The sequence below is a fragment of the Bradyrhizobium sediminis genome, assembly GCF_018736105.1.
Lineage (GTDB): Bacteria > Pseudomonadota > Alphaproteobacteria > Rhizobiales > Xanthobacteraceae > Bradyrhizobium.
In genome coordinates, this window is sequence record NZ_CP076135.1 from 2,146,806 (window position 1) to 2,162,317 (window position 15,512).

Annotated in this window: 11 protein-coding genes; 5 read left to right on the forward strand and 6 right to left on the reverse strand. The window is 62.7% G+C overall.

The window, feature by feature from the left end; translation table 11 throughout:
• Positions 1 to 211 precede the first annotated feature (211 nt).
• From KMZ68_RS10210 to KMZ68_RS10225, 4 genes are all read left to right on the forward strand, one after another.
• Positions 212 to 1,807 (forward strand): Do family serine endopeptidase, encoded by a 1,596-nt coding sequence (locus KMZ68_RS10210; RefSeq protein WP_215615649.1) that lies wholly within the window; start codon positions 212 to 214, stop codon positions 1,805 to 1,807.
• Positions 1,808 to 2,177: 370 nt separating this feature from the next.
• Positions 2,178 to 2,858: a response regulator transcription factor gene (locus tag KMZ68_RS10215; protein ID WP_215602548.1), complete on the forward strand. Its 681-nt coding sequence runs from the start codon at positions 2,178 to 2,180 to the stop codon at positions 2,856 to 2,858.
• Complete coding sequence (locus tag KMZ68_RS10220) at positions 2,842 to 4,314, forward strand: ATP-binding protein (RefSeq protein WP_215615650.1); 1,473 nt, start codon at positions 2,842 to 2,844, stop codon at positions 4,312 to 4,314. Before KMZ68_RS10215 ends, KMZ68_RS10220 begins: the two co-directional genes overlap by 17 nt.
• Entirely contained in the window at positions 4,311 to 7,277 is a 2,967-nt protein-coding gene (locus KMZ68_RS10225) for a bifunctional [glutamine synthetase] adenylyltransferase/[glutamine synthetase]-adenylyl-L-tyrosine phosphorylase (RefSeq protein ID WP_215615651.1), read from the forward strand. The genes KMZ68_RS10220 and KMZ68_RS10225 overlap by 4 nt, the downstream gene beginning before the upstream one ends.
• Positions 7,278 to 7,319: 42 nt before the next feature.
• Here KMZ68_RS10225 and hydA read toward each other — a convergent pair whose 3' ends face one another.
• The 5 genes from hydA to KMZ68_RS10250 are packed head-to-tail and all read right to left on the reverse strand — an operon-like array spanning position 7,320 to position 12,204.
• Positions 7,320 to 8,729, reverse strand: coding sequence for a dihydropyrimidinase (gene hydA, locus KMZ68_RS10230; protein WP_215615652.1), 1,410 nt, complete (start codon positions 8,727 to 8,729; stop codon positions 7,320 to 7,322).
• 42 nt (positions 8,730 to 8,771) lie between these two features.
• Positions 8,772 to 9,500 (reverse strand): maleate cis-trans isomerase family protein, encoded by a 729-nt coding sequence (locus KMZ68_RS10235; RefSeq protein ID WP_215615653.1) that lies wholly within the window; start codon positions 9,498 to 9,500, stop codon positions 8,772 to 8,774.
• Positions 9,497 to 10,285 (reverse strand): ABC transporter ATP-binding protein, encoded by a 789-nt coding sequence (locus tag KMZ68_RS10240; protein ID WP_215615654.1) that lies wholly within the window; start codon positions 10,283 to 10,285, stop codon positions 9,497 to 9,499. The genes KMZ68_RS10235 and KMZ68_RS10240 overlap by 4 nt, the downstream gene beginning before the upstream one ends.
• A gap of 3 nt (positions 10,286 to 10,288) precedes the next feature.
• Positions 10,289 to 11,098 (reverse strand): ABC transporter permease, encoded by an 810-nt coding sequence (locus KMZ68_RS10245; protein WP_215602542.1) that lies wholly within the window; start codon positions 11,096 to 11,098, stop codon positions 10,289 to 10,291.
• Between the two features lie 8 nt (positions 11,099 to 11,106).
• A complete protein-coding gene (locus KMZ68_RS10250) occupies positions 11,107 to 12,204 on the reverse strand; it encodes an ABC transporter substrate-binding protein (RefSeq protein WP_215615655.1) in 1,098 nt (365 codons plus the stop codon).
• A 114-nt stretch (positions 12,205 to 12,318) separates the two neighbouring features.
• On the opposite strand from KMZ68_RS10250, the gene KMZ68_RS10255 reads away from it, so the two are divergent.
• Positions 12,319 to 13,065 (forward strand): GntR family transcriptional regulator, encoded by a 747-nt coding sequence (locus tag KMZ68_RS10255; protein WP_215615656.1) that lies wholly within the window; start codon positions 12,319 to 12,321, stop codon positions 13,063 to 13,065.
• A gap of 13 nt (positions 13,066 to 13,078) precedes the next feature.
• Here KMZ68_RS10255 and KMZ68_RS10260 read toward each other — a convergent pair whose 3' ends face one another.
• Positions 13,079 to 15,403: a PAS domain-containing sensor histidine kinase gene (locus tag KMZ68_RS10260; RefSeq protein WP_215615657.1), complete on the reverse strand. Its 2,325-nt coding sequence runs from the start codon at positions 15,401 to 15,403 to the stop codon at positions 13,079 to 13,081.
• Positions 15,404 to 15,512 lie beyond the last annotated feature (109 nt).

The window sequence follows — 15,512 nt, forward strand, 5'->3', positions numbered from 1 at the left end:
CGGCGGCAGCATCCGGGAACAGCCCGGCGACGGCCGATTTCGCGCTGCGGCAAGCCCTTTTCCGCGTGCGATAATCCGCCGCATCGCCCCCCGGCATCATTACAAAAGTTTAATTCCCCCGCCAGCGCGCGGTAAGGCGGAAACTCCCATCTTGAAGCCTGTAAGGTGCTCGCCCCCGGCACCGTCGAAACAGGCTCTGGAGATTTCCTACATGACCGAACGTCCCACCGATTTCTCGTCGCTCCCGTCCTTCCGGCAGCCCCGCCATCAGCTGTTTTCCGCCCGCAAATTTGCCCTGATGGCTTCGGTCGTGGCCGGCCTCGGCATTGCCGTCTACGGCTTCGGCCCGTCGCACGGCCCGGTCGATGTCTTCACCAGCACCGCCCATGCCCAGGTCAACAGCGACCTCAGCAGGGTGCAGAAGCCGGTCGGCTTTGCCGACATCGTCGAGCGCGTCAAACCGTCGGTCATTTCGGTGAAGATCAATATCAACGAGAAGGTCGCCAAGGACGACAGCGCCGGCAAGGATGACGAATCGCCGTTCCAGCCGGGCTCGCCGATGGAGCGCTTCTTCAAGCGCTTCGGCGGTCCCGATGGCTTGCCTCCGGGCCTGCGCGGCGGACCCCGCGGCGGCCGTGGCCCGGTGACGGGTCAGGGTTCGGGCTTCTTCATCTCGGCCGACGGCTATGCCGTGACCAATAATCACGTCGTCGACGGCGCCGACAAGGTCGAGGTCACGACCGACGACGGCAAGACCTACACCGCGAAGGTGATCGGAACCGATCCCCGCACCGACGTCGCGCTGATCAAGGTCGCGGGCCGCACCGATTTCCCGTTCGCCAAGCTTTCCGACGGCAAGCCGCGGATCGGCGACTGGGTGCTCGCGGTCGGCAATCCGTTCGGCCTCGGCGGCACCGTGACGGCCGGCATCGTTTCGGCCAGCGGCCGCGACATCGGCAACGGCCCCTATGACGATTTCATCCAGATCGACGCGCCCGTGAACAAGGGCAACTCCGGCGGCCCGGCCTTCAACACCGAAGGCGAAGTGATGGGCGTCAACACCGCGATCTATTCGCCGTCCGGCGGCAGCGTCGGCATCGCGTTCTCGATCCCGGCTTCGACCGTGAAGAGCGTAATCAACCAGCTGAAGGACAAGGGCTCGGTGAGCCGTGGCTGGATCGGCGTCCAGATCCAGCCGGTGACGGCTGACATCGCCGACAGCCTCGGCCTCAAAAAGGCCGAAGGCGCGCTGGTCGCGGAACCGCAGGCCAATGGTCCGGCGGCCAAGGCCGGCATCGAATCCGGCGACGTGATCACGGCGGTCAATGGCGAACCGGTCAAGGATGCCCGCGAACTCGCCCGCACCATCGGCGGTCTGGCGCCCGGCAATGCGGTGAAGCTCAACGTGCTGCACAAGGGCCAGGAAAAGGTCATCAACCTGACGCTCGGCCAGCTGCCGAATACGATCGAAGCCAAGGCTGATACCGACAAGGGCGGCAAGGATGGCGCCACCCGCGGCACCGACGTGCCGAAGCTCGGCCTGACGCTCGCGCCCGCCAACAGCGTGGCCGGCGCCGGCAAGGATGGCGTCGTGGTGACCGAAGTCGACCCGAAGAGCCCGGCGGCGGAGCGTGGCTTCAAGGAAGGCGACGTGATTCTCGAAGTCGCCGGCAAGACCGTCACCAATGCCGCAGACGTGCGCGAGGCGATCAACGCCGCGCGCAGCGACAACAAGAACAGCGTCCTGATGCGCATCAAGACCGGTGGATCGTCGCGCTTCGTCGCGGTGCCCCTGGCGAAAGGCTGAGCATCGCGCGTTTGCGAGCATGATCCGGAAAAGTGGCAACCGGTTTTTCGAAAAGATCATGCTCAAACAAGGAGATGAGATCACGATCCGATCTTTTGGATCATGATCGAGGAGATGGAGGGTGTCGCCGGCATAGTCGCCCCCGCCGACGGCTCTTTCCGGGGGGCGGGCCACAAAGCCCGCTCCCTTCGAGTACCTTCCGGTGGAATACGCCCCCCTCCGTCGGAAGGGCCTAAGGGCGGTGAAGTCCCCCAGCTTCACCGCCCGCTTTTTTCACGGAATCGCGAGGCAACGGGTTGCCTTGCATGAGGATGCTGGCCGCGCCATGGTGACAGAAAGCTCGACTTCCCTGACCGCTCCCGATCGCCACATGCGCCTTTTGATCATCGAAGACGACCGCGAATCCGCCGACTATCTGGTCAAGGCGTTTCGCGAAGTCGGCCACGTCGCCGATCTCGCCGGCGATGGCGAGGAAGGGCTGACGCTTGCCGAATCCGGCGATTACGACGTGCTGGTGGTCGACCGCATGCTGCCGAAGCGCGACGGCCTGTCGCTGATCGGGAGCCTGCGCGAAAAGGGCGACCGCACGCCGGTGCTGATCCTCTCGGCGCTCGGGCAGGTCGACGACCGCATCAAGGGCCTGCGCGCCGGCGGCGACGATTATCTGCCGAAACCCTATGCCTTCGCCGAGCTGCTGGCGCGGGTCGAGGTGCTGTCGCGCCGCCATGGCGGCCCGGCCGAGGAGACCACCTACAAGGTCGGCGACCTCGAGCTCGACCGGCTTTCGCATCGCGTTGCCCGCGGCAAGGACGAACTGACGCTGCAGCCGCGCGAGTTCCGGCTGCTGGAATACCTGATGAAGCATGCCGGGCAGGTGGTGACGCGGACCATGCTCCTGGAAAACGTCTGGGACTATCATTTCGATCCGCAGACCAACGTCATCGACGTGCATATTTCGCGGCTGCGTTCCAAGATCGACAAGGGTTTTGACCGGCCGCTGCTTCATACGATCCGCGGCGCGGGATACATGATCCGTGACGGCATTCGGTAAGCTGATCCGCACCACCGCGTTCCGGTTGACGCTGGTCTACCTGTTGCTGTTTGCGCTGTTTGCCGCGTCGCTGCTGGGCTATTTCGCCTGGAATACCCGCCGGCTGATCACCGAGCAGATCACCACCACCGTGAATGCGGAAATCGGCGAGATCAGCGACATCTATGCGCGGCGCGGGCTGCGCGGGCTGGTGTTCACGATCGAGAACCGGGCGCTGCGGCCCGGCGCCAATCTCTACCTCGTGACCACGCCGGCGGGGGTGGCGGTCGCCGGCAATGTCGGCTCGCTGGCTCCGGGCGTGATGGCGAGCCTGGGCTGGTCGGAGACCGCCTACCGGCGGCTCGACGAGCAGAATACCCGTGACCATCGCGCGCTGGTGCGCGTCACCGAACTCTCCAGCGGTTTCCGGCTCCTGATCGGGCGCGATCTGGAGGAGCGGCGGCGGCTGTTCGGCATCGTCGCCAAGGCCGCACAATGGTCGCTGCTGGTCGTCATCGTGCTCGGCATCGGCGGCGGCATCTTCGTCGCGCGGCGGGTGCTGCGGCGCATCGACGCCATGACCGGCACCACCCGGCGCATCATGGCGGGCGATCTGAGCGGGCGGCTGCCGGTCGGGCGCAGCGGCGACGAACTCGACCGGCTGGCGGAAAACCTCAACGCCATGCTGGAGCGGATCGAGGCCCTGATGACGGGGCTGAAGGAAGTTTCCGACAACATCGCCCACGACCTCAAGACGCCGCTGACGCGGCTGCGCAATCGCGCCGAGGAGGCGCTGGCGAAGTCGGGCAGCGAGGCCGAATACCGCAGCGCGCTGGAGCGAACCATCGAGGAATCCGACGGCCTGATCCGGACCTTCAATGCGCTGTTGATGATCGCGCGCGCCGAATCCGGGCAGGCGCGCGGCAACATGGATGATTTCGACGCCGCCGACGTCGCCAGGGGCATTCAGGAACTCTATGAACCGCTGGCGGAAGACGACGGCATGACCCTGCGCGTCAAGACCTCGCCCGCGCTCGTTCACGGCAACCGCGAATTGATCAGCCAAGCGCTGGCCAATCTGGTGGAGAACGCGATCAAATACGGCAAGCCGCTGTCCTCGATTCTGCCGCTGAGCGCCGGCGCGGGCGCCGCGGCCGCCGGCAGTGAGATCGTGATCGAGGCGCGGCGCGACGGCGCTTCCGTGCTGCTCAGTGTCACCGACCATGGGCCGGGGATACCGGAAGCCGACCGCAGCCATGCGGTGGAACGCTTTGTCCGGCTCGAGGCCAGCCGCACCCAGCCCGGCTCCGGCCTCGGCCTCAGCCTGGCGTCGGCGGTGGCGACGCTGCATGGCGGCGAGCTCCGGCTCGGCGACGCCCATCCCGGACTGTCGGCGACACTGGCGATCCCGGCCAGGGCCGGCGTCGGTGACAGGCTTGCGGCTCAAACGCCGGATGTGCCACAGAAGGTGGCATGACCTCATCCGCGAAGGGCGACGCGGACCAACAGAGTCTGGCCGCGCGGTTTGTGGACGGACCGCATGTGTCCGCTCCCGATATAGCCGAACAGCGACTGGCAGACTGGCTGACCGATCTGGCGCCGGAGCAGGCGGCTGCGATCGACGATCTCACCGGCCGGTTTCCCCGCGCCAGGACCATTCTCCTCGGCATCGCCGAAGCCTCTCCCTATCTGTTCGATCTGCTGCGCGCCGACGCCGCGCGCGCCATCCGGTTGCTTGAATGCGAACCGGAGCCGCATCTGGCCCGGCTGATCGAAAAGACCAGCCGCAACGTTTCGGCGGCTTCGAGCGAAGCCGACGTCATGCAACTGCTTCGCCGCATGAAGTCGGAGGCCGCGCTCCTGATCGCGCTGTGCGACATCGGCGGGCTGTGGCCGGTGATGCAGGTGACCGCGGCGCTGACCGATCTCGCGGTCGCCTCGGTGCAGGCGGCGCTGCGCTTCCTGCTGCGGCAGGAAGCCGCACGAGGCAAGCTGCTGCCGCCCAATCCCGATGCCCCGGAGGACGACAGCGGTCTGGTCGTGCTCGCGATGGGCAAGATGGGCGCGGGCGAGCTGAACTATTCCAGCGATATCGATCTGATCGTGTTCTTCGATTCCGAGGCGCCGACGCTGGCGCCGGGCATCGAGCCGCAGACGTTCTTCGTGCGCGTCACCCAGGCTTTGGCGCGGCTGCTGCAGCAGCGCAATGGCGACGGTTACGTGTTCCGGGTCGACCTGCGGCTGCGGCCGGATCCGTCCTCGACGCAGGTGGCGATCTCGATGGCCGCGGCGCTGCATTATTACGAGCGGGAAGGGCGGACCTGGGAACGCGCCGCCATGATCAAGGCGCGGCCCTGCGCCGGCGATGCCAAAGCCGGCGAGGCGCTGGTTGCGGAAATCGCGCCCTTCGTCTGGCGCAAGCATCTGGATTTCGCAGCTCTTGCCGACGTCCACGACATGAAGCGGCAGATGCAGACGTTTCGCGGGCAGAGCGAGATCGCGGTCGAGGGTCACAACGTCAAGGTCGGGCGGGGCGGTATCCGCGAGATCGAGTTCTTCGCCCAGACCCAGCAGTTGATCGCCGGCGGCCGGCACCCGGAATTGCGGGTGCGGCCGACGCTGGAAGCGCTCAAGGTGCTGGCCTCGAGCAACTGGATTACCTTCGCCGCGCGCGACGAGTTGACCGCGGCCTATCATTATCTGCGGCGGGTCGAACACCGCCTGCAGATGGTCGCCGACGAGCAGACCCATGCCTTGCCCGACGAGGTCGAGGCGGTGGAGCGCTTTGCCTGCTTCCTCGGCTATGACAGCCGCGCCGCATTCGCCAGGGACCTGCTCGGCCATCTCAAGGTCGTGCAGGGGCATTACGGCAAGCTGTTCGAGGGCGATCCGACCGGCACGGCGAAATTGCCGGCGGCCGATTACAGCGCCGGTCCCGACGATCCGCGCCTGATCGAACATCTGGTCTCGCTCGGCTTCAAGAAGCCGGTGGTGGTGGCGGGAACCGTGCAGCAATGGATGACCGGCGATTATCGCGCGTTGCGCGTCGAAGCGACCCGGAACGCCTTCGTCGAATTCGTGCCGGGATTGATCGACGGTCTGGCCCGCGCCGAAGAACCCGACAATGCGGTGGCTGCCTTCGACCGCTTCCTGCAGGCGCTGCAGCGCGGCGGGCGGCTGATTTCGCTGCTCAGCCAGAACCGCGACCTGGTCGCGCTGGTGGCGCTGATCCTCGGCGCGGCGCCCCGGCTCGGCGACATGCTGGCGCGGCAACCGCAGATCATGGATGGGCTGATCGATCCGCGCTTCTTCGGCGCCATTCCCGACCGGCAGGAATTATCGGCGCGGCTCGCGGCGACCCTGGCGGACGCGGATTCCTATGAAGAATTTCTCGATCGATTGCGGCTGTTCGGCCAGGAAAGCCTGTTCCTGATCGGCACCCGGATCCTGTCCGGCACGGTGTCCGCCCAGCAGGCCAGCGTCGCCTTCGCCGACGTCGCCGAGGGCATCGTCCATACCGTGCATGGCCTCGTGACCGACCGCTTCGCGGCCCAGCACGGCCGGATCAGGGGGCAGGAGACTGCGATCCTCGCGATGGGCAGGCTCGGCAGCCGCGAGATGACCGCGTCATCCGATCTCGACCTGATCCTGCTCTATGATTTCGACCACGACCATCCGGACTCCGACGGCGAGCGGTCGCTGCACGGCGCCCAGTATTTTGCCCGTTTCACGCAGCGGCTGATCAGCGCCTTTACGACGCGGACCAATTATGGCGTGCTCTACGACGTCGATATGCGGCTGCGGCCGTCGGGGCGCGCGGGCCCGGTGGCCTCGCGGATCGATTCCTTTGCCGACTATCAGGAGCGCGAGGCCTGGACCTGGGAGCATATGGCGCTGACCCGCGCGCGGGTGATTTCGGCGTCGCCGGAATTTCGCGCGCGTATCGAGGCGATCGTTCACGGCGTGCTGACCCGGCCGCGCGACCGCGCCGGCGTCGCCGGCGACGTCGCCGACATGCGCCGCGCCATCGCGCAGGAGAAGGGCGAGGACGATGTCTGGGACCTGAAATACGCAGCCGGCGGCATCGTCGACATCGATTTCATCGCGCAATATCTGCAGCTGGCTCACGCCGCCGACAAGCCCGACATTCTTGACGTCTCCACGCTGCAGGTGCTCGACAACGCCGCGCGGCTCGGCGTGCTGCCGCAATCGTCGGTGGAAATCCTGCGTTCGGCGGCGCGGCTCTATCATGACCTGACGCAGATCCTGCGGCTCTGTGTCAGCGAGAAATTCAAGCCGGAAACCGCGGGCGAAGACCTGTTGCGCGTGATGGCGCGGGCCGGCGATGCCCCGGACTTCTCGTCGCTGGAGGCGCGGGTCAAGGAGACGCAGACCGAAGTGCGCCGGGTGTTTGCGGATCTCGTCGAAGGCCGGAACTAGGATGCCTTCGAGCCAAGTGGATTCGGCAGAGACGAACAGACTCTAAGGGGCCGAGGGCTTGAACGGCTTCCCCCGACTGAGGTAGCGGCCGTAAGATTTGTCGCCAACGAGTTTTCCTTCACGTACGACAAAGCGACCGCGCAGCATCGTCGCGATTGGCCATCCCGTGATCTCCAAACCCTCATAGGGGGTGTAATCAGCTCCGTGATGAAGATCCTTTTGTGACAGGGTTGCTGTTCTCTTGGGATCCCAAATAGCAATGTCTGCGTCATATCCGACGGCAATTGAGCCTTTTCTTGCCAGACCGTAGGTCTTGGCATGATTGGTCGCGGTCAGCCCGACGAACTGGTTCAGCGAAATGCGTCCCTTACTGACACCTTCGGAAAACAAGATTGGAAGTCGTGTCTCGATTCCGGGAATGCCATTTGGAATCCAGCGAAAGCTAGTTCGCGCGTTGGGCGTGAGCTTGCCGGCTTCGTCGTTGTAGCGAAACGGACAATGGTCGGAAGAAAACAGCGAGAAGATGCCTTGTTGAAGCCCTTCCCAGCATGCCTGCTGACTTGCTTTGTCCCGAGGCGGCGGAGAACACACATACTTCGCGCCCTCCATGCCCAGATCCTTCAGGTCGTCTTCCGTCAAGACCAGATATTGTGGGCAGGTCTCACCATGAATCTTCAAGCCGCGCATCCGCGCGCGCCTGATTTCGTCCATCGCTTCACGGTTGGAGACATGGACGATGACGATGGGGACGTCGATCAATTCGGCCAAGGAGATAGCGCGGCTGGTGGCCTCCCGCTCTACGATGATGGGGCGCGACTTGCCGTGAAAATACGGCCCCGTATTTCCGGCACGTTCAAGCCGGTCGGCGAGAAAGCGGATGGCATCGTAGTTTTCCGCATGGATCTGAACGAGGGCACCCGACTCCCGGGCGAAAGCAAGAACTTCGAGGATCTGGAAGTCGCTCAGTGCCAGGTCAGCGTAGGTCATAAAAATCTTGAGAGAGGTGTAGCCGTCGGCGACCAATGCGGGCAGTTCCTGGCCGAGGACGCTCTCAGTGGGATCAGCGATAATGAGATGAAAGGAATGATCGATGTGGCAGTTCTGGTCCGCAAGCGTGTGATAGTCCTTCAGGGCCTCCCGCAACGGCTGCCCTTTGGCCTGAAGACAGTACGGCATAACGAAAGTATTGCCCCCGAAGGCTGCCGCACGCGTCGCACTGGCAAAATCGTCCGCCATGACGATCCCGGGCCCGGATGGCTGGGAAATATGGACATGGCTGTCGATGCCTCCAGGCAGAACCAGCATGCCGGCGACATCGACGACTTCGTCGGCGTCCGTCAGCGACTCCCCGATCGAGACGATGCGCCCGTTCCTGATCCCGATATCGGCATTGTAGGTCTCGCTCGCGGTAGCGATCGTGCCGTGACGGATGACAGTGTCGAAGGCAGCCATGGTTCATTCTCCAGATAACAACACGCAACCTGCCGCAAAGGGTCACGCAACTTCTTGAAACAGCGAACCCCACTCTGTCACGCGCCGGGTATCCACGCCGGCGAGCCTTAGACATTTCCAGACTACAGTCGCGATCGTGTCATAGATTGGAATGCCGGTTTCACGTTCGAGCTTCGCAACCGATGGTGCGGCCTTCAAATTGGTGCAGATGATCGTGATTGCATCCGGTCTGTCCATTGCAACGTCGCGGGTCATCGCCTCCAGTTGCGAGACCGGCACCTCCGAAAAGGAAAAATTGTCCTGCAGGCCGAGATGCCGTTCGCCCTGGCAGACGATACCGAGCTTTCCGTAGTTTTCGAGGATTTTGGCCTGAACGTCATCCAGATAAGGCGTGACGTAGCCGAGCCTCGTTACTTTGCGCTGCTCGAGGATCTCGTTAAGCGCCAGCATCGAGGTCGTAGCGGGAATTCCGGTGGCCGCGGAGATCTGTTCGCAAAGGCGGACGTCGGCCTCAAACCCCAGCCATCCGGAGGAAGTGCCATTCCATCCGATCGAATCCACCTTCGCATGCGCCAGCAATTCTGCCGCCCGCAGGATTTCGTCATTGTCGAACTGAGCGAGTGCTTTGCTGGAAAGCGCTATTTCCGTAACCTTGAAACGGGAGAAGTGCGCGGAAACCTCGGGCAGGCCGGCAACCATGGCGGTTGTAATCGGTTCCAGAGCAGTATTGGACGAAGGGGTGAGCATTCCAAGAAGAACACGCTTTGTCATTGGTGGTCCGTTGTTTCCAAGGGTTGATTTGCCCGCTCGGAGCGAAGCAGATCGAGGATATGGCGCTTGGTTTCGTTGAACTGCGGGCTCGTGATGTCCCGGGGTCGCGACAGGTCGATCGGAATGATCTCCCGAATTCGGCCTGGTCGCGCACTCATCACAGCGACGTGCGTTCCGAGCGTCAAAGCTTCGTCGATGCCGTGGGTTACGAAGACGATGGTGCCCTGGTGTTTCTGCCAGATTCGAACGAGTTCGTTCTGCATATCCATTCGCGTTTGTTCATCGAGCGCGCCGAATGGTTCGTCCATCAGAATAACCTGCGGATTCATAAGCAGTGCGCGTGCAATGCCGACCCGCTGATTCATTCCGCCCGACAGTTCGGAAGGATAGTGGTTCTCGAAGCCGGTCAACCCGACCATATCGATATAGCGTTGCGCGATGGTGCGCCGCTCGCTTTTTTGGTTGCCACGCAGAAGCAAATGAAAGGCAACATTTTCCCAGACCGGCAGCCACGGCATTAGATTGGCTTGTTGAAAAACCACGCCCCGATCGGATCCGGGGGAGGAAATCAGCTGTCCATCGACCGTTACGGTGCCGGAAGTTGGCTTCTCGAAGCCGGCGATCATATTCAGCAGCGTGGACTTTCCGCATCCGCTGGGCCCGAGCAAGCAAACGAATTCGTTTTTCGCAACCTGAAGATTGATATCGTCGAGAGCGACGACATCGGACTTCCGTTTGGCGTCCTTGAATACTTTGGACAGGCGGGAAATTTCGATCGTGGCCATGTCTCATTCCCCGCCCTGGATGGTGGTATTGCGCTGCCAGTGAAGGACCTGGCTCATGACGGCGCGGATACCGAGATCACTCAGGAAGCCGAGCAGCCCGATGCTGGCCATGGCGGCAAGAACGAGGTCGTAACGCAGGAAGTAATACGAGTCCCACAGCACGTAGCCGAGGCCGCTCTTCACCGCGACCATCTCGGCGGTAACGGTAAGCATCCATGCCGATCCAATTCCGATACGCAGGCCGGCAAAAATGTTCGGCAACGCGGCGGGCAGCACGATAAAGCGGAGTAGCTCGCGATTCTTGCCGCCGACCATCGCGCCCGCACGAATGAGATTGCGGTCGCAATTCTTCACGCCGTGAATCGTATTGAGCAGGATCGGAAAAAATGCGCCGAGAAACACGAGAAAAATTGCGGGCTTGTTGGCTATTCCAAACCAGATGATCGCCAGCGGAATCCATGACACCGGTGGAATCGGCCGCAGCATTTGCAGCGTCGGTTCGATGATCACTTCGGTGGCGCGAGACCAGCCGATGGCAACGCCCAGCACAACAGCAAGAAAGGTGGCGATCGCAAAGCCCGCGAGAACGCGGGAAAAGCTGGATGCCATGTCGTAGACCCAATGCCCGCTGTAGGTTTGGGTGTTGCCATCGGTACCGAATATCCAGTCCGCCCATGCCCACAGCACGGTCGACGGCGCCGGCAACAAGGCGGCGGGAAGCGCGCCCGACCGCGAGAACGCTTCCCACCCCACCAGAATCAGGAAGGGCACGACGTAGCGATCAAGCTTCCTGAGGTGGAGGACGTTGAGCATGATCGACCTCAATAGCCCAGGTCGGACTTGGGCTTGCCGGTCGCAGCCTCCAGAAAGCGGTAATCCATGTTCTTCTCGACCGCGGCCGAGACATCCGAGTTGATGTACTTCAGGTCGCGCATCATGCCGGCGATCGCCACGGCCGAAGCACGATACATCTTCGGGTCCGGGTCGAGATTATCCACGGCGCCTGCGGCAATTGCCTTGTCGAGACCGGTGATCTTTGAGATCACGGCAACCAAAGCTGCCTTGTCGCCCGCGATGAATTCATCAACCTTCACCACCGCGCGGACGGTGTTCTCGAGTTCCTTGGGCTTCGCTGCGACAACATCCGACCGGGTTAGAATGATGTTGGTGAGCTTGCCTGCGGCCTGATCATAGGGAAGACCGAACAGCTTGGCTGCCTTGTTCTGCAGTATCTGCGTTGCAAAAGGCTCGACGGTGCAGATCAACTCGATTTCCCCGCGTCGCAAGGCTTGCAAGTGGTCCGACGGATTCGGAATGTTGACGAACTGCACGTCCTTGTTGATATCGATGCCCTGTTTGGCAAATGCGCCGCGCATGTGAATGTCCTGCGCATTTCCGCGGGACGCCGCTACGCGGAACGGCTTTCCGGCGGCCTTGAAATCGGCAATGACCTTTTTGAGAGATGCCCAATCGTTCGGCGTGACTTCCAGATCGTTTCCGACCAGCATCGCCGAGCCGCCGTTGACCTGCCCCGAGATCGCCACCACATCGAAACCCTTGTCGAGCGCAATCGCGTAGTGAAGGTAGGTGACTTGGGCGACATCGATATTCTTGGATACCAGGGCAGTGAGTGCGTCGGTCCCGGTATTGAAGCCGACGGCGTCGATCTGAACGCCCTTCGCATATTGCGGTGTTAGCGACATCGGCGTGCAGTGAGCGCACTTCGCGTAACCGAGTTTGATCGAGGGCTCGACTTGGGCAAAGGTGCTTGCGACGTCCAGCGAAGCGAAACCAAGGGCGATGAGGGTAGCCAGCAGAAGTTTTCTCACGGCTGATCTCCGGTCAGTTGTTTGCGGATTCCTTGTCCGAGCAATGATTGTAGCAATCCCTATGCCAAATTGGATACGATATGCAATCATGATTTTAGCTAGCAATATCAAGGATCTTGATCTATCTTATCTTAAGAAAGGTGCTTGTTCAATGGGCGACGAGCACAGTTTTGAGGCAGCAGCCATGAAAGGGGACTACCGGGCATGAGCGAGCGCGCGCCACGAGCCAAACTCCGCACCCGCTTCAAGCCGGCTCGGCTGAAATTGTCGTCGGACCATTCGAAGAGGCCCATCGAGAGAATGTCGCTGCACGATCAGCTGGTCGCGAAGGTTCGTGAAATGATCGTGAACAGCGAACTGCAAGCGGGCGCCCCGTTACCGGAGCGAATGCTATGCGAGACGTTCGGAGTGTCGCGGACTCCCTTGCGTGAGGCTTTCAAGATATTGGCGAACGAGGGCCTTATCGAACTCCGGTCGCACCGGACACCTGTGGTTACGCCGATCAATCGCGACGAGATTGCCAACATATTTGACATCATGGTTGCGCTGGACGGCGTTGCCGGGAGTCAGGCTGCAACATTGGCTACTGATGACGACATCGCCAGACTGAATGCGATGCATGAGCGGCTGATCCAGCTTCATCGCGATGCAGCACGCACCGCATATTTTAGATTGAACCAGGACATTCACGTTGAGATCACCAGGCTGGCTCGCAATCCCGTTCTTCTCAACATCTGGACGACGCTGCATGCGAACATCTTTCGCGCGCGCGCTGTCGCAAATTACGATGCCCGACGATGGACCGAGTCCGTGGAGGAGCACGAAACCTTTATGGCTTTGCTCCGCGCACGCGATGCGGCAGGGTTCGCGGCTGCCCTGAGCACGCACACGCGTAAGACTGGAGAGGCTGTCCTGCTGACGTTGGAGCGCGCGCCCGCGCGCAATGGCTGAATCCGGCGTCCAGCTAGGCGGCAGCCTGAACCTTCGCCTTGGCCTTGCTGGCGTCGCGCGGCAACGACACGCAGACCACCGTGCCGGTACCGAGTTTCGAGCGCAGCCGCATCGAGCCGCCGTGCAGATCGGTCAGCGATCGCGCGATGGCGAGCCCGAGCCCCGAGCCGTGATAGGTCTTGGTGAGCTGGCTCTCGACCTGCTCGAACGGCCGGCCCAGCCGCTGCAGCGAATGCGGCGCGATCCCGATGCCGGTATCGGCGATCATCAGCACGATCGAGTCGTTGAGCAGCCGGCTGCGCACCACCACCTTGCCGCCGTCGGGCGTGAATTTGACGGCGTTGGACAGCAGGTTGACGATGATCTGTTTGATGGCGCGGCGGTCGGCCACCACCGAAATGCTGCCGTCGATATCCGCGTCCAGCGCCAGCTGCTTGTCGTCGGCGCGTCCGGATACCACCCGCAGCGATTCCGCCAGCGTCTTCGACAGGTCGAGCTGCTCCATGTCGAGCTTCATCCGGCCGGCTTCGATCTTCGACATGTCGAGAATGTCGTTGATGACTTCCAGCAGATAGTGACCGCTGGTGAGAATGTCGTGGCAGTATTCCTGGTATTTCTCCGAGCCGAGCGTGCCGAACATGCCGCTTTCCATGATCTCGGAGAACCCGATGATGGCATTGAGCGGCGTGCGCAGCTCGTGGCTCATATTGGCGAGGAATTTGGATTTGGTCTGGTTGGCTTCCTCGGCGCGGGTCTTTTCTTCGGAATATTTTTCGGCGAGGTCGGCGAGTTCGATGGCTTGTTGTTCGAGCGCGGTCTGCGAGCGTTTCAGGTCGATGACGGTGGCGCGCAGGCGAAGGTCGTTGTCGACCAGTTTCTGTTCATGTTCCTTGATGCGGGTGATGTCGGTGCCTACCGAGACGTAACCGCCGTCCTTGGTGCGGCGCTCGCTGATATGCAGCCAGCTGCCGTCGTCGAGTTGCGCCTCGAAGGTACGCGCGCCCGGCGCCTGGGTGGCGGTTTCATGCAGCCGGGTGCGGACCTCCGGCATGCTGCCGACTTCGATCACGGTTTCGTAGGAGGTGCCCGGCGCGACGGCCGAATCCGGTAGCTTGTGCAGGCGCTGGAAGTGCGAGTTGCAGAGCACCAGGCGGTCTTCCGCGTCCCACAGCACGAACGCTTCCGGGATGGTCTCGATCGCGTCGCGCAGCCGCAGGTCGGCCTCCACCGTTTTCTCGGCGAGGCTCTTCTGCTCGGTGATGTCGACGGCAATGCCGATCAGGTGCAGGCCGGCGTCGGCTGCGCCATGGCTGAGCTCGCAGCGGACCCGCAGCCAGATCCAGTGGCCGTCGGTGTGCTGCATGCGGAAGGTCTGGTCGATGTAGGTGATCTTTCCGGAGATGAGCTGATCGCCGATGGCGAACAGGTCGATGTCGTCGGATTTCACCAGCGCGTTGACCTCGCCGAAGGTCAGGAGGTCGTTGCGGCTGTCCAGCCCCAGCATCGTGAACATCGATTGCGACCAGAAGATCCTGCCGCGCGACAGGTCCCAGTCCCACAACCCGCAGCGGCCGCGATTGAGCGCGGTATCGATCCGGCCGCGCACGGCGTCATTGATGAGATCGCCTTCGCGGGCGCGGGTCGATTGCCAGTGGAAGGCAAAGCCCAGGATCAGCACGACGAAGCCCGTGGTGGCGGACAGCGTCACCGACAGGGCGGCGTCCGATTGCCACAGTGAATCGATCTTTTCCTGGATGATGATGACCTGGCCGGGCAGCGATTTGACGATGTGCTGGACCGCCAGCGCGCCGTTGCCGTTGGGCAGCACGATGTCGGTGACGCCGCCCTGCTGGGCCGCTCCGGTCAGCGACAGTGCGGCGCTGATGGCCTCGAGTGTGCTGGCGGTGTCGCCAAGCGTGGTTTCGACCGGCACGCGGGCGAGAACGCGCTGGTCGGCGCCGGTGACGATGACGTGCCGGCCGGCCGCGACTCCCCATGATGGGATGAGGCCGGGCAGCAGGCTCTGCAGGCGGTCGATGGTCGCCGCCCGGTCCTGCCTGACCGCGGCGATGCGGTCGAGGCGTTCGGCGAGCAGATCGGCGACCGCCGCCAGGTCGCGCTTGACGGCCCCGCGCTTTTGCCGGTTCTGATCGACGACCTGCACGAATGCGCCAAGGCAGATGGTGATGAGGAAGGCAATGATCAGGGTTGGCACTGCGCGGCGAAGCGCAGGCTCCGCTACCAACAGCCGGTGATAGGCCGGTTTTGCGATCGATTGCGCCAATCCCTTGATCGAATCGGATTGGACGCACGCGCTCGCCGCGTGTGCGCGCGCCATGCTTGGACCCCCACCAAAAATCTTATTTGCACCCTGTCCGGAACAGCCCCAGTCGCTTCCGAATCACAGCGATTTGAATCCACTTTTTGCAGACTGTCGAGAGTCAACG

Coding starts and splice junctions, on each gene's coding strand:
- KMZ68_RS10210 (WP_215615649.1), top strand. CDS start 212: ATGACCGAACGTCCCACCGATTTCTCGTCGCTCCCGTCCTTCCGGCAG.
- KMZ68_RS10215 (WP_215602548.1), top strand. CDS start 2,178: ATGCGCCTTTTGATCATCGAAGACGACCGCGAATCCGCCGACTATCTG.
- KMZ68_RS10225 (WP_215615651.1), top strand. CDS start 4,311: ATGACCTCATCCGCGAAGGGCGACGCGGACCAACAGAGTCTGGCCGCG.
- hydA (WP_215615652.1), bottom strand. CDS start 8,729: ATGGCTGCCTTCGACACTGTCATCCGTCACGGCACGATCGCTACCGCG.
- KMZ68_RS10235 (WP_215615653.1), bottom strand. CDS start 9,500: ATGACAAAGCGTGTTCTTCTTGGAATGCTCACCCCTTCGTCCAATACT.
- KMZ68_RS10240 (WP_215615654.1), bottom strand. CDS start 10,285: ATGGCCACGATCGAAATTTCCCGCCTGTCCAAAGTATTCAAGGACGCC.
- KMZ68_RS10245 (WP_215602542.1), bottom strand. CDS start 11,098: ATGCTCAACGTCCTCCACCTCAGGAAGCTTGATCGCTACGTCGTGCCC.
- KMZ68_RS10250 (WP_215615655.1), bottom strand. CDS start 12,204: ATGATTGCATATCGTATCCAATTTGGCATAGGGATTGCTACAATCATT.
- KMZ68_RS10255 (WP_215615656.1), top strand. CDS start 12,319: ATGAGCGAGCGCGCGCCACGAGCCAAACTCCGCACCCGCTTCAAGCCG.
- KMZ68_RS10260 (WP_215615657.1), bottom strand. CDS start 15,403: ATGGCGCGCGCACACGCGGCGAGCGCGTGCGTCCAATCCGATTCGATC.